General features: G+C 38.8%; 18 protein-coding genes. 15 read left to right on the top strand and 3 right to left on the bottom strand.

The window, feature by feature from the left end:
• Nucleotides 1–15 precede the first annotated feature (15 nt).
• Nucleotides 16–2,316, top strand: coding sequence for a DNA translocase FtsK (locus tag ACLV7Q_RS06665; RefSeq protein WP_411866000.1), 2,301 nt, complete (start codon nt 16–18; stop codon nt 2,314–2,316).
• Nucleotides 2,317–2,360: 44 nt separating this feature from the next.
• Here ACLV7Q_RS06665 and ACLV7Q_RS06660 read toward each other — a convergent pair whose 3' ends face one another.
• Nucleotides 2,361–2,795: a DUF6556 family protein gene (locus ACLV7Q_RS06660; protein WP_218757589.1), complete on the bottom strand. Its 435-nt coding sequence runs from the start codon at nt 2,793–2,795 to the stop codon at nt 2,361–2,363.
• Nucleotides 2,796–2,933: 138 nt separating this feature from the next.
• On the opposite strand from ACLV7Q_RS06660, the gene ACLV7Q_RS06655 reads away from it, so the two are divergent.
• From ACLV7Q_RS06655 to ACLV7Q_RS06595, 13 genes are all read left to right on the top strand, one after another.
• Nucleotides 2,934–4,076, top strand: coding sequence for a cysteine desulfurase family protein (locus tag ACLV7Q_RS06655; RefSeq protein ID WP_218757588.1), 1,143 nt, complete (start codon nt 2,934–2,936; stop codon nt 4,074–4,076).
• 8 nt (nt 4,077–4,084) lie between these two features.
• The gene (gene thiI / locus ACLV7Q_RS06650) at nt 4,085–5,299 is read left to right on the top strand and encodes a tRNA uracil 4-sulfurtransferase ThiI (protein WP_218757587.1); all 1,215 of its coding nucleotides are present in this window, start codon (nt 4,085–4,087) and stop codon (nt 5,297–5,299) included.
• Between the two features lie 135 nt (nt 5,300–5,434).
• Nucleotides 5,435–6,259: an alpha/beta hydrolase gene (locus tag ACLV7Q_RS06645; RefSeq protein WP_218757586.1), complete on the top strand. Its 825-nt coding sequence runs from the start codon at nt 5,435–5,437 to the stop codon at nt 6,257–6,259.
• Between the two features lie 21 nt (nt 6,260–6,280).
• Entirely contained in the window at nt 6,281–7,021 is a 741-nt protein-coding gene (locus ACLV7Q_RS06640; protein ID WP_218757585.1) for an esterase family protein, read from the top strand.
• A 12-nt stretch (nt 7,022–7,033) separates the two neighbouring features.
• Nucleotides 7,034–8,200, top strand: coding sequence for an ATP-grasp domain-containing protein (locus ACLV7Q_RS06635; protein WP_218757584.1), 1,167 nt, complete (start codon nt 7,034–7,036; stop codon nt 8,198–8,200).
• A 354-nt stretch (nt 8,201–8,554) separates the two neighbouring features.
• Nucleotides 8,555–10,048 carry a type I restriction-modification system subunit M gene (locus ACLV7Q_RS06630; RefSeq protein ID WP_138702947.1) on the top strand — a complete coding sequence of 498 codons (1,494 nt, stop codon included), beginning with the start codon at nt 8,555–8,557 and terminating at the stop codon, nt 10,046–10,048.
• A gap of 12 nt (nt 10,049–10,060) precedes the next feature.
• Nucleotides 10,061–11,182, top strand: a complete 1,122-nt coding sequence (locus ACLV7Q_RS06625) for a restriction endonuclease subunit S (RefSeq protein WP_411865999.1) — start codon at nt 10,061–10,063, stop codon at nt 11,180–11,182.
• 59 nt (nt 11,183–11,241) lie between these two features.
• Entirely contained in the window at nt 11,242–11,478 is a 237-nt protein-coding gene (locus ACLV7Q_RS06620) for an AbrB family transcriptional regulator (RefSeq protein WP_000260605.1), read from the top strand.
• Nucleotides 11,475–11,888 (top strand): type II toxin-antitoxin system death-on-curing family toxin, encoded by a 414-nt coding sequence (locus ACLV7Q_RS06615; RefSeq protein WP_050243478.1) that lies wholly within the window; start codon nt 11,475–11,477, stop codon nt 11,886–11,888. The genes ACLV7Q_RS06620 and ACLV7Q_RS06615 overlap by 4 nt, the downstream gene beginning before the upstream one ends.
• Nucleotides 11,889–12,005: 117 nt before the next feature.
• Entirely contained in the window at nt 12,006–12,971 is a 966-nt protein-coding gene (gene xerA / locus ACLV7Q_RS06610; RefSeq protein ID WP_023936148.1) for a site-specific tyrosine recombinase/integron integrase, read from the top strand.
• A 33-nt stretch (nt 12,972–13,004) separates the two neighbouring features.
• Entirely contained in the window at nt 13,005–14,072 is a 1,068-nt protein-coding gene (locus ACLV7Q_RS06605) for a restriction endonuclease subunit S (protein WP_411865998.1), read from the top strand.
• Nucleotides 14,073–14,101: 29 nt separating this feature from the next.
• A complete protein-coding gene (locus ACLV7Q_RS06600; RefSeq protein ID WP_218757761.1) occupies nt 14,102–17,452 on the top strand; it encodes a DEAD/DEAH box helicase family protein in 3,351 nt (1,116 codons plus the stop codon).
• Between the two features lie 270 nt (nt 17,453–17,722).
• Nucleotides 17,723–17,923 (top strand): hypothetical protein, encoded by a 201-nt coding sequence (locus tag ACLV7Q_RS06595; protein ID WP_218757762.1) that lies wholly within the window; start codon nt 17,723–17,725, stop codon nt 17,921–17,923.
• A gap of 115 nt (nt 17,924–18,038) precedes the next feature.
• Here the strand turns inward: ACLV7Q_RS06595 and ACLV7Q_RS06590 are convergent, their stop codons facing one another.
• Together ACLV7Q_RS06590 and ACLV7Q_RS06585 are read right to left on the bottom strand one after the other, a co-directional pair.
• Entirely contained in the window at nt 18,039–18,509 is a 471-nt protein-coding gene (locus ACLV7Q_RS06590; protein WP_218757763.1) for an arginine repressor, read from the bottom strand.
• A gap of 18 nt (nt 18,510–18,527) precedes the next feature.
• Complete coding sequence (locus tag ACLV7Q_RS06585; RefSeq protein WP_218757764.1) at nt 18,528–20,801, bottom strand: Xaa-Pro dipeptidyl-peptidase; 2,274 nt, start codon at nt 20,799–20,801, stop codon at nt 18,528–18,530.
• A 353-nt stretch (nt 20,802–21,154) separates the two neighbouring features.
• Here ACLV7Q_RS06585 and ACLV7Q_RS06580 point away from each other — a divergent pair, with 353 nt between their 5' ends.
• On the top strand, nt 21,155–24,256 hold the full coding sequence (locus tag ACLV7Q_RS06580; protein WP_218757765.1) for a DNA polymerase III subunit alpha: 3,102 nt from the start codon (nt 21,155–21,157) through the stop codon (nt 24,254–24,256).
• Nucleotides 24,257–24,324 lie beyond the last annotated feature (68 nt).

Here is a 24,324-nt window from a genome sequence, read left to right as displayed (position 1 = left end):
TGGTATAATAGAAGAATGGCAAACAAGAATACAAGTAAAACAAGACGGAGACCGTCTAAAGCAGAACTCGAAAGAAAAGAAGCGATTCAACGAATGTTGATTTCGTTGGGAATTGCGCTTTTATTGATTTTCGCAGCTTTCAAATTAGGAGCTGCAGGTATAACCCTTTACAATTTAATTCGCTTGCTGGTGGGTAGCCTAGCTTATCTGGCAATATTTGGCATCCTGCTCTATCTCTTCTTCAAGTGGATACGAAAACAGGAAGGACTCTTATCAGGATTTCTCACCATATTTGCTGGCTTACTCTTGATTTTTGAGGCCTACTTAGTTTGGAAATATGGTTTGGAGAAGTCGGTATTAAAAGGGACCATGGCTCAGGTTGTGACTGATCTGACTGGTTTTCGAACGACCAGTTTTGCTGGAGGTGGCTTGATTGGTGTCGCCCTTTATATTCCAACTGCCTTTCTCTTTTCAAATATCGGCACTTACTTTATTGGTTCTATCTTGATTTTAGCTGGAGCCCTCCTAGTCAGTCCTTGGTCTGTTTACGATATTGCCGAATTCTTCAGTAGAGGATTTGCCAAATGGCGAGAAGGGCATGAGCGTCGAAAAGAGGAACGCTTTGTCAAACAAGAAGAAAAAGCTCGTCAAAAGGCTGAGCAAGAGGCTAGATTAGAAAAAGAAGAGGCTGAAAAAGCCTTACTCGATTTGCCTCCTGTTGATATGGAAACGGGTGAAATTCTGACTGATGATGTTGTGCTTGACGTTCCTCCTGTTCCAGAAGAAGAGTGGATGGAACCAGAAATCATCCTGCCTCAACCTGAATTTGAATTCCCTGAACAGGAAGATGGCTCTGATGATGAAGATGTACAGGTTGATTTTTCCGCTAAGGAAGCCCTTGAATACAAACTTCCAAGCTTACAACTCTTTGCCCCAGATAAACCAAAAGACCAGTCTAAAGAGAAGAAAATTGTCAGAGAAAATATCAAAATCCTTGAAGAAACTTTTGCTAGCTTTGGTATCAAGGTAACGGTTGAACGGGCCGAAATTGGGCCATCAGTGACCAAGTATGAAGTCAAACCGGCAGTCGGTGTACGGGTCAACCGCATTTCCAATCTCGCAGATGACCTCGCTCTAGCCTTGGCGGCCAAGGATGTCCGAATCGAAGCACCTATTCCAGGGAAATCTTTAGTGGGAATTGAAGTACCTAACTCTGAGATTGCGACTGTGTCCTTCCGCGAACTATGGGAACAATCTCAAACGAAAGCAGAAAATCTCTTGGAAATTCCTCTAGGGAAGGCTGTTAATGGCACCGCAAGAGCTTTTGACCTCTCCAAGATGCCCCACTTGCTAGTCGCAGGTTCAACGGGTTCAGGGAAGTCAGTAGCTGTTAACGGCATTATCGCCAGCATTCTCATGAAGGCGAGACCTGACCAAGTTAAATTTATGATGGTCGACCCTAAGATGGTTGAGTTGTCTGTTTACAATGATATTCCCCATCTCTTGATTCCGGTTGTGACCAATCCACGCAAAGCCAGCAAGGCCCTGCAAAAGGTTGTGGATGAGATGGAAAATCGTTATGAACTCTTTGCCAAGGTGGGAGTTCGGAACATTGCAGGCTTTAATGCTAAGGTAGAAGAGTTCAATGCCCAGTCTGAGTACAAGCAGGTTCCGCTACCGCTCATTGTCGTGATTGTGGATGAGTTGGCTGACCTCATGATGGTTGCCAGCAAGGAAGTGGAAGACGCTATCATTCGTCTCGGACAGAAGGCACGTGCTGCAGGTATCCACATGATTCTTGCAACCCAGCGTCCATCGGTTGATGTCATCTCTGGTCTAATCAAAGCCAATGTCCCATCTCGTGTCGCATTTGCGGTTTCATCAGGGACAGACTCTCGTACGATTTTGGATGAAAATGGAGCAGAAAAACTGCTTGGTCGAGGAGATATGCTCTTTAAACCGATTGATGAAAATCATCCAGTTCGTCTCCAAGGCTCCTTTATCTCGGATGATGATGTCGAACGCATCGTAAACTTCATCAAGGCTCAGGCTGATGCGGACTACGATGAGAGTTTTGATCCAGGTGAGGTTTCTGAAAATGATGGAGAATTTTCAGATGGTGAATCTGGTGGAGATCCGCTTTTTGAAGAAGCCAAGGCTTTAGTCATCGAGACGCAGAAAGCCAGCGCATCTATGATTCAGCGTCGTTTATCAGTTGGATTTAACCGTGCGACCCGTCTCATGGAAGAGCTTGAGATGGCAGGTGTCATTGGTTCAGCTGAAGGGACCAAGCCAAGAAAAGTATTGCAACAATAAAAAAATAGCTTCTTTCCAAGTTTGGAAGGAGGCTATTTTAGTGATTATTGATTAGTTTTATTTTCTGAAGTTGGCGTATTGGACTGTTTTTCATTTTCAGCGGCAGGTTTACTTGGAGTAGGAGCAGGAGTAGAAGAATCCTGAGTTGATGCTTTCTGCTCTTCTTTTTTCTCTTCCTTGACGCTGGATTTTGGTGTTTCCTCTTGCTGTGTTTTTTCTTGAGAAGTGTTGTTTTCCTTATTGGGACTGGTGTTTTCCTTAGGGGATTCCTTTTGAATTTCTTTGACAATTGTTGTCGTCTGGGTTGTCGTAGGTTCTTTTTTAGTATTTTTGTTATTATCCAAGGCGTTCATGATCGTGATACTTGCGGTAATCAAGCCAAGGATACTAGCGATTGTAGCAACGGTTTTTTGAAAGACTGTAAAGCCTTTTTTGATGTGTTCTGTTTTTGGTTTTGAAGTTCTACGATAATTAGACATGCATTCTCTCCTTTGATTAAAACTTATTATACCTCATTTCTTTAAAAAAATCTTAAAAAAAGAGGAATTGCCCTTTCTTGTCGCAAGCTCCGTTTCATGATACAATAGAAGGAGTGATTTTAGAAAGCGTGAGAAAACATGATTTACTTTGATAATTCGGCGACGACCAAGCCCTATCCTGAAGCCCTTGAAACCTATATGCAGGTGGCTTCAAAAATTTTAGGAAATCCATCTAGTCTCCATCGTTTGGGAGACCAGGCAACACGAATTTTAGATGCTTCCCGTCAACAGATTGCAGATTTAATCGGTAAGAAAAGTGATGAAATCTTCTTTACTTCTGGTGGGACAGAAGGAGATAACTGGGTCATCAAGGGTGTGGCCTTTGAAAAAGCCCAGTTTGGCAAGCACATCATTGTTTCAGCCATTGAACATCCAGCAGTTAAGGAATCAGCCCTCTGGTTGAAAGCTCAAGGTTTTGAAGTGGATTTTGCTCCAGTAGATGAGCAAGGATTTGTGGATGTTGAGGCGTTAGCAGATTTGATAAGACCTGATACGACCCTCGTTTCCATCATGGCAGTTAACAATGAAATTGGCTCGATTCAACCTATTGAGGCTATTTCAGAACTGTTGGCAGATAGGCCGACTATTTCCTTCCACGTTGATGCGGTTCAGGCACTTGCTAAAATTCCAACAGAAAAATACCTGACAGAACGAGTGGATTTCGCGACCTTTTCGAGTCATAAATTTCATGGTGTCCGAGGTGTTGGTTTTGTCTATATCAAGTCTGGCAAGAAGATTACGCCACTGTTGACTGGTGGTGGTCAGGAACGTGATTACCGTTCGACAACTGAAAATGTGGCAGGGATTGCAGCGACAGCCAAGGCCCTCCGTTTGTCTATGGAGAAGCTAGATTTCTTTACAAGCAAGACAGGGCAGATGAAGGCAGTGATTCGTCAAGCACTTCTGGACTATCCGGATATTTTTGTCTTTTCAGATGAGGAAGACTTTGCCCCTCATATCCTGACTTTTGGAATCAAGGGTGTTCGTGGAGAAGTCATCGTTCACGCTTTTGAAGATTATGATATTTTCATTTCAACGACCTCTGCTTGTTCGTCCAAGGCAGGTAAACCTGCAGGCACCTTGATTGCCATGGGAGTGGACAAAGATAAGGCTCAGTCAGCTGTGCGTCTTAGCCTAGACCTTGAAAATGATATGAGTCAGGTTGAGCAGTTTTTGACCAAGCTAAAATTAATTTACAACCAAACTAGAAAAGTAAGATAGGAGCATTCATGCAGTATTCAGAAATTATGATTCGCTACGGAGAGTTGTCAACCAAGGGCAAAAACCGTATGCGTTTCATCAATAAACTTCGCAATAATATTTCAGACGTTTTGTCTATCTATCCCCAAGTTAAGGTAACAGCAGATCGCGACCGTGCCCACGCTTACCTAAATGGAGCAGATTACACAGCAGTAGCAGAATCGCTCAAACAAGTATTTGGAATTCAAAACTTTTCCCCTGTTTATAAGGTTGAAAAATCTGTAGAAGTTCTGAAGTCTGCTGTGCAAGAGATTATGCAGGATATCTACAAGGAAGGCATGACCTTTAAGATTTCTAGCAAGCGTAGCGACCACAACTTTGAGTTGGATAGTCGTGAACTCAACCAAACACTTGGAGGAGCTGTTTTTGAAGCCATTCCAAATGTGCAAGCTCAAATGAAAAGTCCTGACATCAATCTTCAGGTGGAGATCCGTGAAGAAGCTGCCTATCTTTCTTATGAAACCATTCGTGGGGCTGGTGGTTTGCCAGTTGGAACTTCAGGTAAAGGCATGCTCATGTTGTCGGGAGGGATTGACTCACCTGTAGCAGGTTATCTTGCTTTGAAACGTGGGGTGGATATCGAGGCAGTTCACTTTGCTAGTCCACCATATACTAGTCCCGGTGCCCTCAAGAAAGCGCAGGACTTGACTCGTAAATTGACCAAGTTTGGGGGAAATATCCAGTTTATCGAGGTGCCTTTCACAGAGATTCAAGAGGAAATCAAGGCCAAGGCGCCAGAAGCCTATCTCATGACCTTGACTCGTCGCTTTATGATGCGGATTACCGACCGTATTCGTGAGGTACGAAATGGTTTGGTTATTATCAATGGGGAAAGTCTTGGTCAAGTAGCTAGCCAGACCTTGGAAAGCATGCAGGCTATTAACGCTGTGACCAACACTCCCATCATTCGTCCTGTGGTTACCATGGACAAGTTGGAAATCATTGACATCGCCCAGGAAATCGATACCTTTGACATTTCTATCCAGCCTTTTGAGGACTGCTGTACGATTTTTGCGCCAGATCGTCCAAAGACTAATCCTAAGATTAAGAATGCAGAGCAGTATGAAGCACGTATGGATGTTGAAGGTTTAGTTGAGCGAGCAGTGGCTGGAATTATGATTACTGAGATCACACCGCAGGCTGAAAAAGATGAAGTCGATGACTTGATTGACAATCTGCTCTAATCAGAAAATCCAAAAGAATTTAGAAAATTAAATGAAAAAGTTAGTTTTTAATCCAAAAATGGAAGAAAAACTGACTTTTTTTCTTAAACTGTGATATAATAAGAATAAATTTTGAATATAGAGAGTTTTCTGACAATGAATCAATCCTACTTTTATCTAAAAATGAAAGAACACAAACTCAAGGTTCCTTATACAGGTAAGGAGCGCCGTGTGCGTGTTCTTCTGCCTAAAGATTATGAGAAAGACACGAATCGTTCCTATCCTGTTGTTTACTTTCATGACGGGCAAAATGTTTTTTATAGCAAGGAGTCTTTCATTGGTCATTCATGGAAGATTATCCCAGCCATCAAACGAAATCCGGATATCAGTCGCATGATTGTCGTTGCTATTGACAATGATGGTATGGGGCGGATGAATGAGTATGCGGCTTGGAAGTTCCAAGAATCTCCAATCCCAGGACAGCAATTTGGCGGTAAGGGCGTGGAGTATGCTGAGTTTGTCATGGAGGTGGTCAAGCCTTTTATCGATGAAACTTATCGTACAAAAGCAGACCGCCAGCATACGGCCATGATTGGTTCCTCACTAGGAGGCAATATTACCCAGTTTATCGGTTTGGAATACCAAGACCAAATTGGTTGTTTAGGGGTCTTTTCATCTGCCAACTGGCTTCACCAAGAAGCCTTTAACCGCTATATTGAGCGCAAGAAACTATCGCCTGACCAGCGCATCTTCATCTATGTAGGAACAGAAGAAGCAGATGATACAGACAAGACCTTGATGGCCGGCAATATCAAACAAGCCTATATCGACTCGTCGCTTCGCTATTACCATGATTTGATAGCAGGGGGAGTACATCTGGATAATCTTGTGCTGAAGGTTCAGTCTGGTGCCATCCATAGTGAAATCCCTTGGTCAGAAAATCTACCAGATTGTCTGAGATTTTTTGCAGAAAAATGGTAAGTTAAGAAAGGAAAAAACGAAATGCATATTGAACATCTTAGCCACTGGAGTGGCCATCTCAACCGTGAAATGTACCTCAATCGTTATGGACATACTGGAATTCCAGTTGTGGTCTTTGCTTCATCAGGTGGTAGTCACAACGAATACTATGATTTTGGCATGATTGATGCTTGTGCTTCCTTTATCGAGGAAGGTCGTGTCCAGTTCTTTACCCTATCTAGTGTGGATAGTGAGAGCTGGTTGGCCACTTGGAAAAACGGTCATGACCAAGCGGAAATGCACCGTGCCTACGAACGTTATGTGATTGAGGAGGCCATTCCTTTTATCAAGCACAAGACAGGTTGGTTTGATGGCATGATGACGACAGGTTGCTCGATGGGCGCCTACCATGCACTCAATTTCTTCCTCCAGCATCCAGATGTCTTTACCAAGGTGATTGCTCTCAGTGGTGTTTACGACGCACGTTTCTTTGTCGGCGATTACTACAACGACGATGCTATTTACCAAAACTCGCCAGTAGATTATATCTGGAACCAGAATGACGGCTGGTTTATTGACCGTTACCGTCAGGCAGAGATTGTGCTTTGTACGGGTCTTGGTGCCTGGGAACAAGACGGTCTACCATCTTTCTACAAGCTTAAAGAAGCCTTTGACCAGAAACAAATTCCAGCCTGGTTTGCTGAATGGGGACACGATGTCGCCCACGACTGGGAATGGTGGCGCAAACAAATGCCTTATTTCCTTGGAAATCTCTATTTATAAAAGGAGTGACCTATGAATTACCTTGTTATTTCTCCCTACTATCCACAAAACTTTCAACAGTTTACCATTGAACTAGCCAATAAAGGCATCACCGTCTTGGGAATTGGTCAAGAGCCTTACGAGCAATTGGATGAGCCCTTGCGCAATAGCCTAACCGAGTATTTCCGTGTAGATAACCTTGAGAACATAGACGAAGTCAAACGAGCAGTTGCTTTTCTCTTTTATAGACATGGCCCTATCGACCGCATCGAATCTCATAATGAATACTGGCTTGAGCTAGACGCAACACTCAGAGAACAATTCAATGTTTTTGGTGCTAAACCAGAGGATCTCAAAAAGACGAAATTTAAGTCTGAAATGAAGAAGCTTTTCAAAAAAGCAGGTGTCCCTGTGGTCCCTGGAGCTGTTATCAAGACGGAAGCAGATGTTGATCAAGCAGTGAACGAAATCGGCCTTCCAATGATTGCCAAACCTGACAATGGAGTTGGAGCGGCCGCCACCTTTAAACTTGAGACAGAAGACGATATCAATCACTTCAAGCAAGAATGGGACCATTCAACTGTTTATTTCTTCGAGAAATTTGTCACCTCTAGTGAAATTTGTACCTTTGATGGTCTTGTGGACAAGGATGGTAAGATTGTCTTCTCAACAACCTTCGACTACGCCTATACACCGCTGGATCTCATGATTTACAAGATGGACAATTCCTACTATGTGCTAAAGGAGATGGATCCTAAATTACGTAAATATGGTGAGGCAATTGTCAAAGAATTTGGTATGAAAGAACGGTTCTTCCATATTGAGTTCTTCCGTGAAGGGGATGATTACATCGCCATTGAGTACAATAACCGCCCTGCAGGTGGTTTCACTATTGATGTTTATAACTTTGCTCATTCCTTGGACCTCTACCGAGGCTATGCGGCGATTGTCGCAGGAGAAGAGTTCCCAGTGTCAGAGTTTGAAGCTCAGTATTGTTTGGCTACATCACGTCGTGCAAATGCTCATTATGTCTATTCTGAGGAGGACTTGCTTGCCAAATACAGTCAGCAGTTCAAGGTTAAAAAAATCATGCCAGCTGCCTTTGCGGAACTTCAAGGGGATTACCTTTATATGCTGACAACTCCGAGTCGACAAGAAATGGAGCAGATGATTGCTGATTTCGGACAACGTCAAGAATAAGAACTATCGGATTAAGGAAATTCACTCCCTTAATCCTTTTGTTTTGTCTGATAAAAAATAAGAGCATCCTAACAAGGTAGCTATCATAAAACTTGTTCGATAACTATTTGAAGCAGGATTAGGTGGTCAGAAATTGAATTTTAACATTTCAATTTAGTCATAGTATTGTGTTTTCGTATCCGTAAATCAGCTAAAAGGATCCATGACGATACCTATACGATATAGTTTTCAAGATACCAAACAAGTCTATTAAAATATTCAGGTGACGCATAGATATAGTTAATTGAAGCTTTGTTTGAAATCTGATAAAATAATGATATTACTAAGTTTTAAAAACTAAAGAAAAGGGAAGATATGATTACAGGCGAATTAAAAAATAAAATCGATCAGCTGTGGGAAATTCTTTGGACAGAAGGAAACGCAAATCCTTTAACAAATATTGAACAGTTGACTTATCTCTTATTTATGAAAGATTTGGATAGTGTCGAGCTTGGACGTGAAAGTGATGCTGAATTTTTAGGGATTCCTTATGAGGGAGTTTTTCCAAAAGATAAACCTGAATACCGTTGGTCAACTTTTAAAAATATAGGAGATGCTCAGGAAGTTTATCGTTTAATGACTCAGGAGATTTTTCCGTTTATTAAAAATCTCAAGGGGGATACAGATGATACAGCCTTTTCACGATATATGCGAGAAGCTATTTTTCAAATAAATAAACCTGCTACGCTTCAAAAGGCAATTTCTATCTTAGATGCATTTCCAACTAGGGGATTAGATGTAGATTTTGATAATGACAAACAAAGTATTACTGATATCGGAGATATCTATGAATATCTGTTATCAAAATTGTCGACCGCAGGTAAAAATGGACAGTTCCGTACACCTCGTCACATCATCGATATGATGGTTGAGTTGATGCAACCGACCATCAAAGATATCATCTCAGATCCCGCTATGGGTTCTGCTGGCTTCTTAGTATCTGCTAGCCGTTACTTAAAGCGTAAGAAAGATGAATGGGAAACCAATACAGATAATATCAATCATTTTCATAATCAGATGTTTCATGGAAATGATACGGATACGACTATGTTGAGACTTGGGGCGATGAACATGATGCTACATGGAGTAGAAAATCCACAAATCAGTTACCTTGACTCGCTGTCTCAAGATAATGAAGAAGCCGATAAATATACTTTGGTTTTAGCAAATCCTCCTTTTAAAGGCTCACTTGACTACAATTCAACCTCTAATGACCTTCTTGCAACCGTAAAAACCAAAAAAACAGAATTACTCTTTCTTTCTCTTTTCTTGCGAACTTTAAAACCAGGTGGACGAGCAGCAGTTATCGTACCTGATGGTGTCCTTTTTGGTTCGTCGAAAGCTCATAAAGGAATTCGTCAGGAAATTGTAGAGAACCATAAGCTTGATGCTGTAATCTCAATGCCTAGTGGTGTTTTCAAGCCTTATGCTGGAGTTTCAACTGCCATTCTCATCTTTACAAAAACTGGCAATGGTGGTACTGACAAGGTCTGGTTTTACGATATGAAAGCGGATGGTTTAAGTTTGGATGATAAGCGACAACCGATTAGCGACAATGATATTCCAGATATTATCGAACGTTTTCATCATCTTGAAAAAGAAGCAGAACGTCAGAGAACGGATCAATCTTTCTTTGTTCCAGTTGATGAGATAAAGGAAAATGATTATGATTTGTCTATCAATAAATATAAAGAGATTGAGTATGAAAAAGTTGAGTATGAACCAACAGAGGTCATCTTGAAGAAAATCAATGATTTAGAAAAAGAAATTCAAGCTGGCTTGGCTGAATTAGAAAAATTACTCAAGTAGGGAGGTGGCTGTATGCAAAAAGTGAAGTTGGGGGAAGTCTTATCTCTAAAAAAAGGCAAGAAAGCCACTGTACTTGCTGAACAAACAACCCTAAGCCAACGTTATATTCAAATAGATGATTTAAGAAATAATAATAATTTAAAATTCACTGAAAGTTTAAATATGACTGAAGCACTTCCAGATGATATTCTGATAGCATGGGATGGTGCTAATGCAGGAACAGTTGGCTATGGGTTATCGGGAGCTGTTGGTAGTACAATTACGGTCTTAAAAAAGAATGAGCGATACAAAGAAAAAATTATATCAGATTACTTGGGAGTCTTTTTGGAAAGTAAATCGCAGTATTTACGAGATCATTCAACAGGTGCAACAATTCCTCATTTAAACAAGAATATATTACTTGATTTACAATTAGAATTGCTAGGTATCGAAGAACAAGAGAACATTATTTGTATTCTTAATACGATTAAAAGGCTTATTACTAAAAGAAAATTGCAGTTAGATGAACTAAACTTGCTCGTAAAATCCCGATTTAACGAGATGTTTATGCTAAGAAACTTTCCATTAAAAAGACTTGGAGAATTAGTTGAAGAAGTCCGATATGGAACTAGTTTACCGGCTACTCTTAACGGTAAATACGGATATTTAAGAATGAATAATATAACTGAAGGTGGTCAGTTAAACATACAGAATTTAAAACATATAGATATTCCAGAGGAGGACTTAGAAAAGTATGTTGTAAGAAAAGGGGATGTACTATTTAATCGTACAAATAGTCTGGAATTAGTTGGGAAAACATGTATCTATGAATTAGATTATGATATGGTTATTGCAGGTTATATTATTCGTATCAGAACAAAGAATAATATTTTAAATCCTAGATACCTCTCTGAATTTTTAAATTTTCCTAGTACAAAGAAGTTTCTAAGGAACATCGCGAAAGGTGCTGTTAATCAAGCTAATATAAATGCAAAAGAATTACAAAATATTTCCATCCGCCTCCCCCCTCTTTCCCTCCAAAATGAGTTCGCAGACTTTGTAGCCCAGGTCGACAAATCACAATTGGCAATCCAAAAATCTCTGGAAGAGCTTGAAACTTTGAAGAAATCTCTGATGCAGGAGTATTTTGGCTGATATTCTGCCATTGTAATTACCGTAATGATTTGTTATAATACAATAAAGGAGGAAATCAGATGGTAGTAAAAACAAGAAAACAAGGAAATTCAATCACCATTACGATTCCAAGTGAATTTAATATTCCAAGTGGTGTAAAATACGAAGCTAAATTGTTACCAAGTGGTGAGATTATCTTTACTCCTGAAGAATTGGGGCAGCAGGTTTCTTATGTATCTGATGATGCCTTTGACTTAAATTTAGATAAAATATTTGACGAATACGACGATGTTTTCAAAGCTTTGGTGGAAAAATGACAATCTATCTGACAGAAAAGCAAATTGAAAAAATAAATGCTTTAGCAATTCAACGGTATTCTCCAAATGAGAAAATTCAAACAGTTAGTCCTTCTGCCTTAAATATGATTGTGAACTTACCAGAACAATTTGTCTTTGGGAAGCCTCTTTATCCAACAATTTTTGATAAAGCAACGATACTATTTGTCCAATTGATAAAGAAGCATGTTTTTGCTAATGCTAATAAAAGAACTGCTTTCTTCGTTTTGGTCAAATTTTTACAATTAAATGGCTATCGTTTTTCTGTAACGGTAGAAGAAGCAGTAAAAATGTGTGTAACCATCGCGGTAGAAGCTTTAACTGATGAAAAAATGATAAGCTACTCCAAATGGGTTTCTGAACATTCTGTTAGAGAAAAGGTCAAAAAGTAATCTAGTATGCTGGATTTGAATGAGAACAAGAAAATAAATGAACAGACAATATTAGAATTCTGTAATGCAGAAACTGATATTGTCTCTTTTTATTGATGAATAAGAAAGTGAAAAATTATGGAATCAAAAGTTACAATTATCATGCAAGAAATGTTACCTCTTTTAAATAATGAACAATTACTAGCATTGAGAGAGAGTTTAGAACATCATCTAGTAGACGGAAAAAAGCAGCAGAAGTATTCGAATAATAACCTGTTGCAACTCTTTATCACTGCCAAACAGGTAGAGGGCTGTAGCTCAAAAACAATTCGTTATTACCAGAGGACGATTGAAAACTTGTTTAATGGTATTAAGGAGTCTGTGACACAACTCACAACAGATGATTTAAGGAGTTATTTAGCAAATTACCAGTCTGAAAAGGATTGTAGTAAGGCGAATTTAGACAATATTAGGCGTATATTGTCTTCTTTTTTTGCTTGGCTTGAGCAAGAGGAATATATCATTAAAAATCCCATTCGACGGATAAAGAAAATTAAGACTGAGCAAAATGTGAAGGAAACTTATACTGATGAACATTTGGAAATTATGCGCGATAACTGTGAAAATTTGAGAGATTTGGCAATAATAGACCTACTAGCATCGACAGGTATGCGTGTAGGGGAGCTTGTACAGTTGAATCGTTCAGATATTGATTTTGAAAACAGAGAGTGTGTTGTCTTTGGTAAAGGAAAGAAGGAGAGACCAGTATATTTTGACGCTCGGACGAAAATTCATTTAAGAAACTATCTTAACGACAGAAAAGATAGTCACCCTGCTCTTTTTGTAACGTTAGTTGGAAAAGTCCAGAGGCTTGGAATTGCTGGTGTAGAGATTCGCTTAAGAAAGTTAGGAGACAAACTCGGTATACAAAAGGTTCACCCACATAAGTTCAGAAGAACTTTAGCGACTAAGGCAATTGATAAAGGTATGCCTATCGAACAAGTCCAAAAACTGCTAGGTCATAGCAAGATTGACACAACCCTGGCCTATGCCATGGTCAATCAAAATAATGTCAAGCATTCACACCAAAAATTCATCTCTTAAAAGTAAATCCCGATATTCCGAGGAGGTGGTTGCATGAAGAAAGTGAAGTTAGGGCAATTAGTTTCTATTCAAACTGGTAAATTGGATGCTAATGCGGCAGTTTTCGGAGGTAAGTATCCTTTTTTTACAACAGCTAAAGAAATTTCAAGGATTAACGAATACGCTTATGACGGTGAGGTAGTTTTAGTAGCTGGAAATGGGGATTTAAATGTTAAGTATTATAAAGGAAAATTTAATGCTTATCAGAGAACCTATATTTTGACTAGTAATTCTAATGTAAGAATGAAATATCTATACTACTTTCTTGATAAGTATATAGAAGTTTTACGATACCAATCAATTGGAGGAGTTATAAAGTATATTAAACTAAATAATTTATCAGATGCCCAGATTCCAATGATGAGTGTTTCTGAACAAGAAAATATTATTCAGAATTTTGAGAAAATAGATTATCTAATTTCAAAAAGAAGTCAGCAATACACGGAATTATCAAACCTTGTCAAATCCCGATTTAACGAGATGTTCGAAGAGTATCCTGACTCAGTATTCTTAGATACATATATAAAAGAACTAAGAGCAGGTAAAAGTTTAGCTGGTGAGGAAAATAATAAGAATAAAGTATTAAAAACAGGAGCTGTATCGTACGATTATTTTAATTCATCTGAAGTAAAAAATTTACCAATTGACTATATTCCCTTAGATGAACATAAAGTTGAAATAGGGGATGTAATTATTAGTCGTATGAACACTTCTGAACTAGTTGGGGCTGCTGGGTATGTTTGGGCTATCAATAGTGATAATATATATTTGCCAGATAGATTATGGAAGGTTATTTTGAATGATCGAGTAAATCCAGTTTTCTTATGGAAGCTTATTACAAATGAGAAAACAAAATTAAAAATTAAGAGAATTGCCTCTGGAACTAGTGGGAGTATGAAAAATATTTCGAAATCAAAATTTTTACAAATTAGAGTCCCCCTCCCCCCTCTTTCCCTCCAAAATGAGTTCGCAGACTTTGTAGCCCAGGTCGACAAATCACAATTTGCTTGTGAGATAGCTATAAAAGTGTGGAGAAATAGCTTGAAATTTAGTATAATATAGCTAAACTATTTGTTTAAAGTGAGAAAAAAATGGGAAATTTTAGCTTTCTTTTAAAAAATGACGAATATGAATCTTTTTCAAAACCTTGCATTGAAGCTGAGAATATGATTGCTACATCAACTGTGGCTACTGCCTTTATGGCGCGTCGTGCTTTAGAGCAGGCTGTCCATTGGATATATAGTCACGATTCATATTTAGAAGCTCCCTATCGTGCTACTCTATCTTCTTTAGTATGGGATGATGATTTTAGGGATATCGTAGATTCTGAACTCCACAAGCAGATAGTTCTGTTGATTCGATGGGGAAACCATGCTGCTCATGGTGGTGAAATTAAGGAACGAGAAGCGATTTTAGCTTTGCATCATTTGTATCAGTTTGTTAATTTTATCGATTATTGTTACAGCAATGAGTTTGTGGAGCGTTATTTTGATGAGAAGTGCTTACCACTTTCAGCAAACATCAAATACCGAGAAACTCCACAATCTATGATAAGGTTACAAGACAGTTTACCAGAACTGCCTGATTTTCATGAACAGATGGCTGCTCAGTCCGTAGAAGTTCAAGAGACTTATACTGAAAAACGTGAGACTGCAGCGCAACGGCAAGATGTGCCTTTCCATATTGATCAATTATCTGAGGCAGAGACAAGAAAGCTCTTTATTGATATCGATATCCGTCTAGCAGGATGGATATTTGAAGAAAACTGTCGTGTTGAGATAGCCGTTGATGGTCTCAAGCACGGTTCAGGAATTGGTTACTGTGACTATGTACTTTATGGTAAAAATGGGAAAATTTTAGCGATTGTGGAGGCTAAAAAAGCCTCTGTCAATCCAGAAGTAGGGGAAGTACAGGTCAAAGAATATGCTGAAGCTTTGGAGAAACATATCGGCTATCAGCCAATTTGCTTTATTACAAATGGGTTGAAGCACTATATACTTGATGGTCCGAACCGCCGCCAGATTGCAGGCTTTTACTCTCAAGAAGAATTGCAATTAGTGATGGATAGACGTCATCTTCAAAAACCACTTGAGGATATTTCTAGTAAAATTAGGGACGATATTTCCGGGCGTCACTACCAAAAACATGCGATTGCAAGCGTTTGTGAAGCTTTCTCTAATCATCGTAGACAGGCACTTTTGGTTATGGCAACTGGGGCTGGGAAAACTCGTACAGCAGTTTCTCTAGTTGATATCTTATCACGTCATAACTGGGTAAAAAACGTTCTCTTCTTAGCCGATAGGACTTCTTTGGTTAAGCAAGCCTATGATTCGTTTAGAAAATTACTCCCAGATCTTTCCGTTTGTAACTTTTTAGAAGATAAAGAAGGAGCTCAATCAAGTCGCATGGTCTTTTCAACTTATCCGACTATGATTGGAGCGATTAGTGGTCAAGAAGAAGTAAATCAACGCCCTTTCACTGTTGGGCATTTTGACCTTATCATAATTGACGAATCTCACCGTTCTATTTATCAGAAATACAAGTCCATTTTTGATTATTTTGATGCAAGGATTGTAGGCTTAACAGCTACTCCGCGTCAAGATTTAGATAAAAACACCTATGGATTCTTTAATTTGGAGAATGGTGTTCCAACATATGCATATGATTTGGAAGAGGCTGTTAAAGACGGATATTTAGTAGCCTATCATTCTATCGAAACCAAACTGAAACTACCTACGGATGGTCTACATTATGATGATTTGTCCGAAGAAGAAAAGGAACATTTTGATAGCAAATTTGAAGACGATAGCTGTGAAAAAGATATTGATGGGAGTGTATTTAATTCCTTTATTTTCAATAAAAGTACAGTAGAAATTGTTTTAAATGAACTCATGACAAGAGGAATTCAGACAGCTTCGGGTGATGAAATTGGTAAAACTATTATTTTTGCTAAAAATCATGACCATGCGGAATATATCAGAGGCATTTTTAACAACCGCTATCCTGAAAAAGGGAGCGATTATGCTCAGGTAATTGATTATAGTATTAAGCATTATCAGACCTTGATTGATGATTTTAAAATTAAGGAGAAGTATCCTCAAATTGCGATTTCTGTCGATATGTTAGATACAGGTATTGATGTACCAGAGGTTGTTAATTTAGTCTTCTTCAAGAAAGTACGCTCTAAAACTAAGTTTTGGCAGATGATTGGTCGAGGAACCCGTCTATGTAAAGATTTATTTGGACCTGAGCAGGATAAGGAAAACTTCTTGGTATTTGATTATGGGGACAATTTTGATTATTTTCGTGCAGATCCAAGAGATGGAGAGGGTCGTCACATTGTTTCGTTGACTCAGCGTTTATTTAATATCAAAGTGGACTTGATTCGAGAACTTCAGGGACTCCAATACCAAGAAGATCAGTTTGCGAGAGCATACCGTCAGGAGCTTATTTCAGAACTTCAAGGTCGTATAGAGAGCTTAAATGAGTTGGACTTCAGGGTTCGTATGGTTTTAGATACAGTTTATAGCTATAGGAAATTGGAAAGTTGGCAGAATCTAACTGCTGTTACAAGTGAAACCATTCAAAAAAATCTCTCTCCGCTTTTATTTGATGAAGATAAAGAAGATGAGATGGCGAGGAGATTTGATTTGTGCTTACTTCATATTCAGTTAGGGCAACTGACAGCTAAATCTTATACTGTTCATATTTCCCAAGTGATGAAGACGGCTAGAGCTCTTTCTGCTATTGGCAATATCCCGCAGATTTTTGAGCAGGCTGAAATTATCAGGAAAGTACAGGAGCCTGAATTTTGGAAAGAAGTTAGCTTGTCTGATTTGGAAAAAATTCGTCTTGCTATTCGAGATTTATTACAGTTTTTGGATAAAACAGACCGTAAACCCTACTATGTTAACTTTGAAGATCGTATACTCTCCACTGTTCACGAGACCACAGCATTTTTGCAGGTCAACGATCTTCGGTCCTACAATGAAAAAGTTGAGCATTATTTGAAAACTCATCTGGATGAAGAGTCCATTTCTAAGCTATACCATAATAAAAAGTTGACATCTGATGATATGCTTGCACTTGAAAAATTGCTCTGGGAAAAATTAGGTAGCAAAGCAGACTACCAACATCATTATGAAAATAAGGCAATTCCGAGATTGGTGCGTGAGATTATTGGCTTAGATAGAGAGTCTGCCAATCGTATTTTTTCTAAATTTTTGTCGGATGAGAACCTTAATGCCAGGCAGATTTCATTTGTAAAATTGATTGTAGACTACATTGTAGAAAATGGTTGCTTAGAGATGAAAGTGTTAACGCAAGAGCCATTTAAATCTCATGGATCTGTTCAACTACTCTTCCAACACCAACTACCAGTACTTCGTAATATTGTTCAAACCATTGAGCTCATCAATGATCGAGCTGGAGAAGTGGCTTAAATTCTAAAGTGATTGCCATACTGAGACTCATTTAAAATTAAAAAGAGTAGAAATTTATCTTATATATGAGAAGTTTTATTAGGAAGAATGTCATCGTTTTCCTAGAATACAGTATCAGTTTTTAAGTGGCTGATAAATTTCAAAGTAGATACTTGTACCACGATGTTTGTTGATCGAGTTATTAACAAACGAGCTACTTTGATTTTAAAGAAATAGAAAACAAAAAGCTGAGCAAGAATTCAATTGCAGGAGAAAATGAAGTAATACTCAATGAAAATCAAAGAGCAAACTAGGAAACTAGCCGCAGGCTGCTCAAAACACTGTTTTGAGGTTGTAGATGAAACTGACGAAGTCAGCTCAAAACACTGTTTTGAGGTTGTAGATAAGACTGACGAAGTCAGTAACCATACCTACGGTAAGGAGACGTTGACGTGGTTTGAAGAGATTTTCGAAGAGTATAAATCTTCCTAGGATAAAGCAAAACGCATAGTATCAAGGGTTTTAAACACTTGATACTATGCGTTTTCTGACGTTAAAGCCTTTCTACCAGGTTTTTTTAAGCATAATTGTTAGTTGTAGTCATTTATTATTCTTCAAAGAAAAATGGTGGGGCGAATTTTTTCAGTTCTTCAAAGCACTTTTGAGCAGCATCTGTATCTTCACAGATGATAAGGCAAACATCATCACCACAAAGGGTTGCGATAATATATTGGAAATCGAGAGCATCAATAATTGTAGCGAACGATTGTGCTAGACCAGGAAGAGTTTTGAGTAGGACTTGGTGCTGAATAGGTCGCAACATGATGAGGGCATCTTCCATATAGTTTTCCAAACGTTTTTCCCATTTTGAGGTAGAACCATTATTAAGAACATAATAAGCGTTATCTTCTTCGCGGACTTTTGATAGGTTCATATTTTTGATGTCGCGTGAGAGGGTTGCCTGGGTCACTTGAATGTCGTTCTCAGCAAGAAGGGATTGCAATTCAGCCTGTGTATGAATCTTGTTTTTTGCAACAAGAGCGCGTATGAGTTGGTGTCGGTGTTCAGATTTATTCATAATAATTTAACTCCTTTTTTAGTGAGGTATGGTAAGTGTGGACTGAGAGAGGTCGACAGTCAGGTGGTAGTCAGTATTGTCACGTATGGTGATTTCAAAGTCAGTAGTATAGAGGACTAAACGAAGAGTATCTCCTTCTTTTAACTTGTAAATAGTAGGTTGTAGTTCAAATTGCACATCCATCCATTCATCTGCAGTAACATCCTCTACTAACAGTAAATCATTTCTATTTTGTAAATTGAGGTAACCTTTTGTCACGACTCGTTGTGCCTCTGGTCTAATTGGTAATTCACAGAGATTTTCCAACATGTGGTAGCGTCCATTATCAATGGTTCTAGCACCTAAAACAGCAGGATAAGGTTGTAGGTATTTCTTTTGACCAAGTTCCAGTAGTTGAGCAGATAAAAGCCCCTTGTTTGTGCTGGATTTGATACGAAGATTGAGTTGAGCTCGACCGTTCAAGTGAAGATCCTTAGTCACAGGAAGGTCAATAGTAATCTGATTGGCTTTTCCTTGATAGAGTTCCGTATTGAAGGTCTGGTAGGTTTTTCCATAGCGCTCAAAATCCTTATCTGGGTACTGGTTTTGAATAGCTTGCTCTTCTTGACCAAGTGAGAAAATTTCTGAGCTTTCTTGATTTCCAAAGTAAGAAAGAGTCTGCCAAGTCTGAGGAGCTGTATTGTCCTGCCAAATGACAGTAGGAAGTTGGAAATCTGTATCTTGTCCCAGTAATTTTTTAGTCAATAAGGCATTCATGGATTCACGGAAGTCAATTGATTGCCAATTGTTCATATACACATGGGCGCCATTATGGAAAAAGAGGTGCTTATTTATATGAGTAGGAAGAGCATGGAACATCTGGTAAACATGAAGTGGTTTGACATTCCAATCCTGAGAACCATGAGTAAAGACAAGCTCTGCCTTTACTTTATGGGCATTGAGCAGATAGTTGCGGTCATGCCAAAACTGGTTATAGTCCCCAGTTTTTCGATCTAGCTGAGCTTTCACTTTTTCTAAGTCAGCTTGGTGAGCTTTATTGCCACGGATATAGTCGCCAGCCAAGAGATTACGAGAATAGGTTAGTTCAGCAAGGGAGTCAAAGTCCTCACCTGGATAACCACCTGGGCTAGTCACCAGACCGTTTTCACGGTAGTAGTTGTACCATGAAGAAATGCCAGCCTCAGCAATGATAACCTCTAAACCATCGATACCTGTAGTCGCCAGACCATTGGACATGGTACCTAGATAGGAAAGTCCAGTTGTAGCTACTTTTCCGTTTGACCAGTCAGCCTTGACTTGACGCTGGCGCGTATGGTCGGTAAAGGCACGGCAACGGCCATTTAGCCAATCAATGACATTTTTATAAGCCTCGATTTGCTGGTAGTCTCCGTTAGTCATGAAACCAGTAGAGTCTTTGGTACCAACACCTGAAACATAGAGATTGGCAAAACCTCGTGGAAGGAAATAGTCATTAAGAGTATAGCTAGAGTTGATGTGACTTAGCTTTTCCTCAGCTTCAGCCACAAGCTCAGCTTGACCTTGAGGTTGGACGAGATTGAGTTGAGGTTCCTCTAGTTCAATCTTATGAGCAGGTTTTACCTCAAGCTCGCCCTCCATCTTGTAGAGAGCCTTATCGCTTGCCTTGTCATTGGTTCCCTGATGATAAGGGCTGGCTGTCATGATGGCAGGGATTTTTCCATCAAAACGAGGACGAATAATGCTAACCTTGACTAAGTCTGGTAGACCTTTTTGGTCGGTATCGACACGAGACTCAACGTAAACGACTTCACGAATGACATCATGGCTAGAAAAAGTAGCCAAACTCTTGCCGTTAAAGTAGTGATAGTCATTATCCTCAGGGATAAGACTGTCGCTTACCAGTTGATCAATCAGGGTATTCCCTTTTTTGGTGCGAGTATTGAGTAACTGATAGAGATTTTCAATCAAGTCACCGTATACAATAGGAAATCCAGTCTCTTTACGAAAAGCTTCACTGTCTTCGAAGTCAATCAAATAAGAAAAGCCTAAAAGTTGAAAGGCGACAGTATAAAAAATATCTGCTGTCAAGTCTTTGTCAGATTTGAAAAAAGTTAATATGTTAGTTTCTTTATCTATAGCTAAGCAGGAGAGTGGATAGTCGGTGTTCTCATAAGTGAAAAAAAAGCGACGTAAAAAAGTTTCCAGTAATTCCTTGGGATTGGCTGTGTTTTGTAAATTAAAGCCACATTTTTTTAGTTCAGATAAGATATTTTCTTTTGGAAAAGTGACATAACTATATTGATTAAAACGCATAGAACCTCCATATAGAATGATAGTTAAGGTTATTATATCAAAAAAAAAGCAGAAAGGGAATTGTTAACTGTAAAAGGAAATAATCCAATAAAAATGAATAAAGTGCTAAATTCAATATAGAGAACAGTGTAATAATAGATATAATATATAATAGGTATAATATAAAAATTCTAGGAGATTTATATTATATGTTTTCTATTTTTATATATAATATAGTATAAATATAAAAAATGATGACAAAAATACAAATGAATAGAAAGTAAATTAGTAAGCTGATGAAATTTTTCTCAAGAGAAGCCTTTTATAGGTGAAAATGGTATAATATAGTGAGAAGGATAGAGGAGAAGTGTAAATTGATCGCACAACTAGATACAAAAACAGTCTATAGTTTTATGGAGAGCGTCATTTCGATTGACAAGTATGTGAGAGCAGCTAAAGAATACGGCTACACTCATCTGGCCATGATGGATATTGATAATCTTTACGGTGCTTTCGACTTTCTAGAGATTACAAAAAAATACGGTATTCATCCTTTACTAGGGCTTGAAATGACTGTATTTGTGGATGAGCAGGAAGTGAATTTGCGCTTTTTAGCTCTATCTAGTGTGGGCTATCAGCAGTTGATGAAGCTTTCAACAGCCAAGATGCAGGGTGAGAAAAGTTGGTCAGTCCTGTCCCAGTATCTGGAGGATATTGCGGTCATTATGCCTTATTTTGATGGACTGGAGTCGTTAGAACTAGGCTGTGATTACTATATTGGAGTTTATCCAGAAACACTGACAAGCGAATTTCATCATCCTATTTTGCCTCTTTATCGGGTCAACGCTTTTGAAAGCAGGGATAGAGAAGTTCTTCAAGTTTTAACAGCGATTAAAGAAAACCTACCGCTCAGAGAAGTTCCCTTGCGCTCACGACAAGATGTCCTTATATCAGCAAGTTCTTTAGAGAAACTATTCCAAGAACGATTTCCGCAAGCCTTAGACAATTTAGAAAAGCTGATTTCAGGCATTTCTTATGATTTGGATACTAGTTTGAAACTTCCTCGTTTTAATCCAGCGAGACCAGCAGTAGAGGAGTTGAGAGAACGTGCTGAACTGGGGCTTGCTCAGAAGGAATTGTCTAGTAAAGAATATCAAGACCGTCTAAACCAAGAATTGGCTGTTATTCATGATATGGGCTTTGATGATTATTTCTTGGTTGTCTGGGATTTGCTGCGTTTTGGACGATCGAATGGCTATTATATGGGTATGGGACGGGGTTCTGCAGTTGGTAGCTTGGTTTCCTATGCCTTAGATATCACAGGGATTGACCCAGTAGAGAAAAATCTGATTTTTGAACGCTTTCTCAATCGTGAACGCTATACCATGCCTGATATTGATATAGATATTCCTGATATTTATCGTCCAGATTTTATCAGGTATGTTGGCAATAAATATGGCAGTAAACATGCTGCTCAAATCGTTACTTTTTCAACCTTTGGAGCCAAGCAAGCTCTGCGTGATGTCTTGAAACGCTTTGGTGTTCCAGAGTATGAATTATCTGCAATTACTAAGAAAATCAGTTTTCGGGACAATCTTAAGTCGGCCTATGAGGGCAATCTCCAGTTTCGTCAGCAAATCAATAGTAAGTTAGAATACCAAAAAGCCTTTGAGATTGCTTGCAAGATTGAGGGCTATCCAAGACAAACCTCTGTCCATGCGGCTGGTGTTGTAATCAGTGACCAAGATTTGACCAACTACATTCCTCTAAAGCATGGTGATGAAATTCCACTGACTCAGTATGATGCTCATGGAGTTGAAGCAAGTGGACTTTTGAAGATGGATTTTCTGGGGCTACGAAATTTGACCTTTGTCCAGAAGATGCAAGAGTTGCTTGCTGAAACAGAAGGTATTCACTTGAAAATTGAAGAAATCGATTTGGAAGATAAAGAAACGTTAGCTTTATTTGCTTCTGGCAATACAAAAGGTATTTTTCAATTTGAGCAACCTGGTGCCATTCGCCTGCTAAAACGTGTCCAACCAGTTTGTTTTGAAGATGTCGTAGCGACTACTTCCCTAAATCGACCAGGTGCTAGTGATTATATCAATAATTTTGTGGCAAGAAAGCATGGGCAGGAAGAAGTGACTGTTCTGGATCCAGTACTGGAGGATATTTTGGCTCCAACTTACGGAATTATGCTCTATCAGGAGCAGGTTATGCAGGTTGCCCAGCGTTTTGCTGGATTTAGTCTTGGGAAAGCCGATATTTTGCGTCGGGCTATGGGGAAAAAGGATGCCTCTGCCATGCATGAGATGAGGGCTTCCTTTATTCAAGGTTCATTAGATGCTGGTCATACTGCGGAAAAGGCAGAGCAGGTCTTTGATGTCATGGAGAAGTTTGCAGGTTATGGATTTAATAGATCTCATGCCTATGCATACTCAGCCTTGGCCTTCCAGTTGGCTTATTTCAAAACGCATTATCCAGCCATTTTTTATCAGGTCATGTTGAATTCTGCCAACAGTGATTACTTAACAGATGCCTTAGAATCAGGCTTTGAAGTAGCGCCTCTGTCCATCAACACCATTCCCTATCACGATAAAATTGCCAACAAGTCCATCTATCTAGGTCTGAAATCGATTAAAGGAGTCAGCAAGGATTTGGCGCTTTGGATTATTGAAAATAGACCTTATTCTAACATTGAAGATTTTATAGCTAAATTACCTGAAAATTATTTGAAACTTCCTCTTCTAGAACCTTTGGTAAAAGTTGGTCTTTTCGATTCATTTGAAAAAAATCGTCAAAAAGTATTCAATAATTTAGTTAATCTATTTGAATTTGTGAAAGAGTTAGGAAGCTTGTTTGGTGATACCATTTATAGTTGGCAGGAATCGGAAGATTGGACGGAACAAGAAAAATTCTATATGGAACAAGAGCTTTTAGGGATAGGTGTCAGCAAACATCCCCTACAAACTATTGCAAGTAAAGCTATTTACCCGATTACACCAATCGGAAATTTGTCAGAAAATAGCTATGCTATTATTTTGGTTGAAGTTCAGAAAATAAAAGTAATTCGTACCAAAAAGGGCGAAAACATGGCTTTCTTACAGGTAGATGATAGTAAGAAAAAATTGGATGTCACTCTCTTTTCAGACTTATATCGTCAAGTTGGGCAGGAAATAAAAGAGGGAGCCTTCTACTATATAAAAGGAAAAATCCAGTCACGTGATGGCCGTCTGCAAATGATTGCACAAGAAATAAGAGAAGCAGTTGCTGAACGCTTTTGGATACAGGTGAAGAATCATGATTCGGATCAAGAAATTTCACGTATTTTAGACCAATATAAAGGCCCAATCCCAGTCATTATCAGGTATGAAGAGGAACAGAAAACAATCGTTTCTCCCCATCATTTTGTAGCTAAATCCAATGAATTAGAAGCGAAATTGAATGAAATCGTTATGAAAACGATTTATCGCTAAAAATACGGAAAATAGAAGAATTTTAAAATCAAATGTGGTATAATCAAGAAGAATGTTAAAAGATAAAG

The sequence above is a fragment of the Streptococcus mitis genome (genome assembly GCF_965111725.1).
GTDB classification, from domain to species: domain Bacteria; phylum Bacillota; class Bacilli; order Lactobacillales; family Streptococcaceae; genus Streptococcus; species Streptococcus mitis_DV.
Note: the sequence above shows the minus strand (reverse complement) of the source record. Positions and strands in the feature narration are given on the sequence as shown.

Coding starts and splice junctions, on each gene's coding strand:
- ACLV7Q_RS06665 (WP_411866000.1), top strand. CDS start 16: ATGGCAAACAAGAATACAAGTAAAACAAGACGGAGACCGTCTAAAGCA.
- ACLV7Q_RS06660 (WP_218757589.1), bottom strand. CDS start 2,795: ATGTCTAATTATCGTAGAACTTCAAAACCAAAAACAGAACACATCAAA.
- ACLV7Q_RS06655 (WP_218757588.1), top strand. CDS start 2,934: ATGATTTACTTTGATAATTCGGCGACGACCAAGCCCTATCCTGAAGCC.
- thiI (WP_218757587.1), top strand. CDS start 4,085: ATGCAGTATTCAGAAATTATGATTCGCTACGGAGAGTTGTCAACCAAG.
- ACLV7Q_RS06645 (WP_218757586.1), top strand. CDS start 5,435: ATGAATCAATCCTACTTTTATCTAAAAATGAAAGAACACAAACTCAAG.
- ACLV7Q_RS06640 (WP_218757585.1), top strand. CDS start 6,281: ATGCATATTGAACATCTTAGCCACTGGAGTGGCCATCTCAACCGTGAA.
- ACLV7Q_RS06635 (WP_218757584.1), top strand. CDS start 7,034: ATGAATTACCTTGTTATTTCTCCCTACTATCCACAAAACTTTCAACAG.
- ACLV7Q_RS06630 (WP_138702947.1), top strand. CDS start 8,555: ATGATTACAGGCGAATTAAAAAATAAAATCGATCAGCTGTGGGAAATT.
- ACLV7Q_RS06625 (WP_411865999.1), top strand. CDS start 10,061: ATGCAAAAAGTGAAGTTGGGGGAAGTCTTATCTCTAAAAAAAGGCAAG.
- ACLV7Q_RS06620 (WP_000260605.1), top strand. CDS start 11,242: ATGGTAGTAAAAACAAGAAAACAAGGAAATTCAATCACCATTACGATT.
- ACLV7Q_RS06615 (WP_050243478.1), top strand. CDS start 11,475: ATGACAATCTATCTGACAGAAAAGCAAATTGAAAAAATAAATGCTTTA.
- xerA (WP_023936148.1), top strand. CDS start 12,006: ATGGAATCAAAAGTTACAATTATCATGCAAGAAATGTTACCTCTTTTA.
- ACLV7Q_RS06605 (WP_411865998.1), top strand. CDS start 13,005: ATGAAGAAAGTGAAGTTAGGGCAATTAGTTTCTATTCAAACTGGTAAA.
- ACLV7Q_RS06600 (WP_218757761.1), top strand. CDS start 14,102: ATGGGAAATTTTAGCTTTCTTTTAAAAAATGACGAATATGAATCTTTT.
- ACLV7Q_RS06595 (WP_218757762.1), top strand. CDS start 17,723: ATGAAAATCAAAGAGCAAACTAGGAAACTAGCCGCAGGCTGCTCAAAA.
- ACLV7Q_RS06590 (WP_218757763.1), bottom strand. CDS start 18,509: ATGAATAAATCTGAACACCGACACCAACTCATACGCGCTCTTGTTGCA.
- ACLV7Q_RS06585 (WP_218757764.1), bottom strand. CDS start 20,801: ATGCGTTTTAATCAATATAGTTATGTCACTTTTCCAAAAGAAAATATC.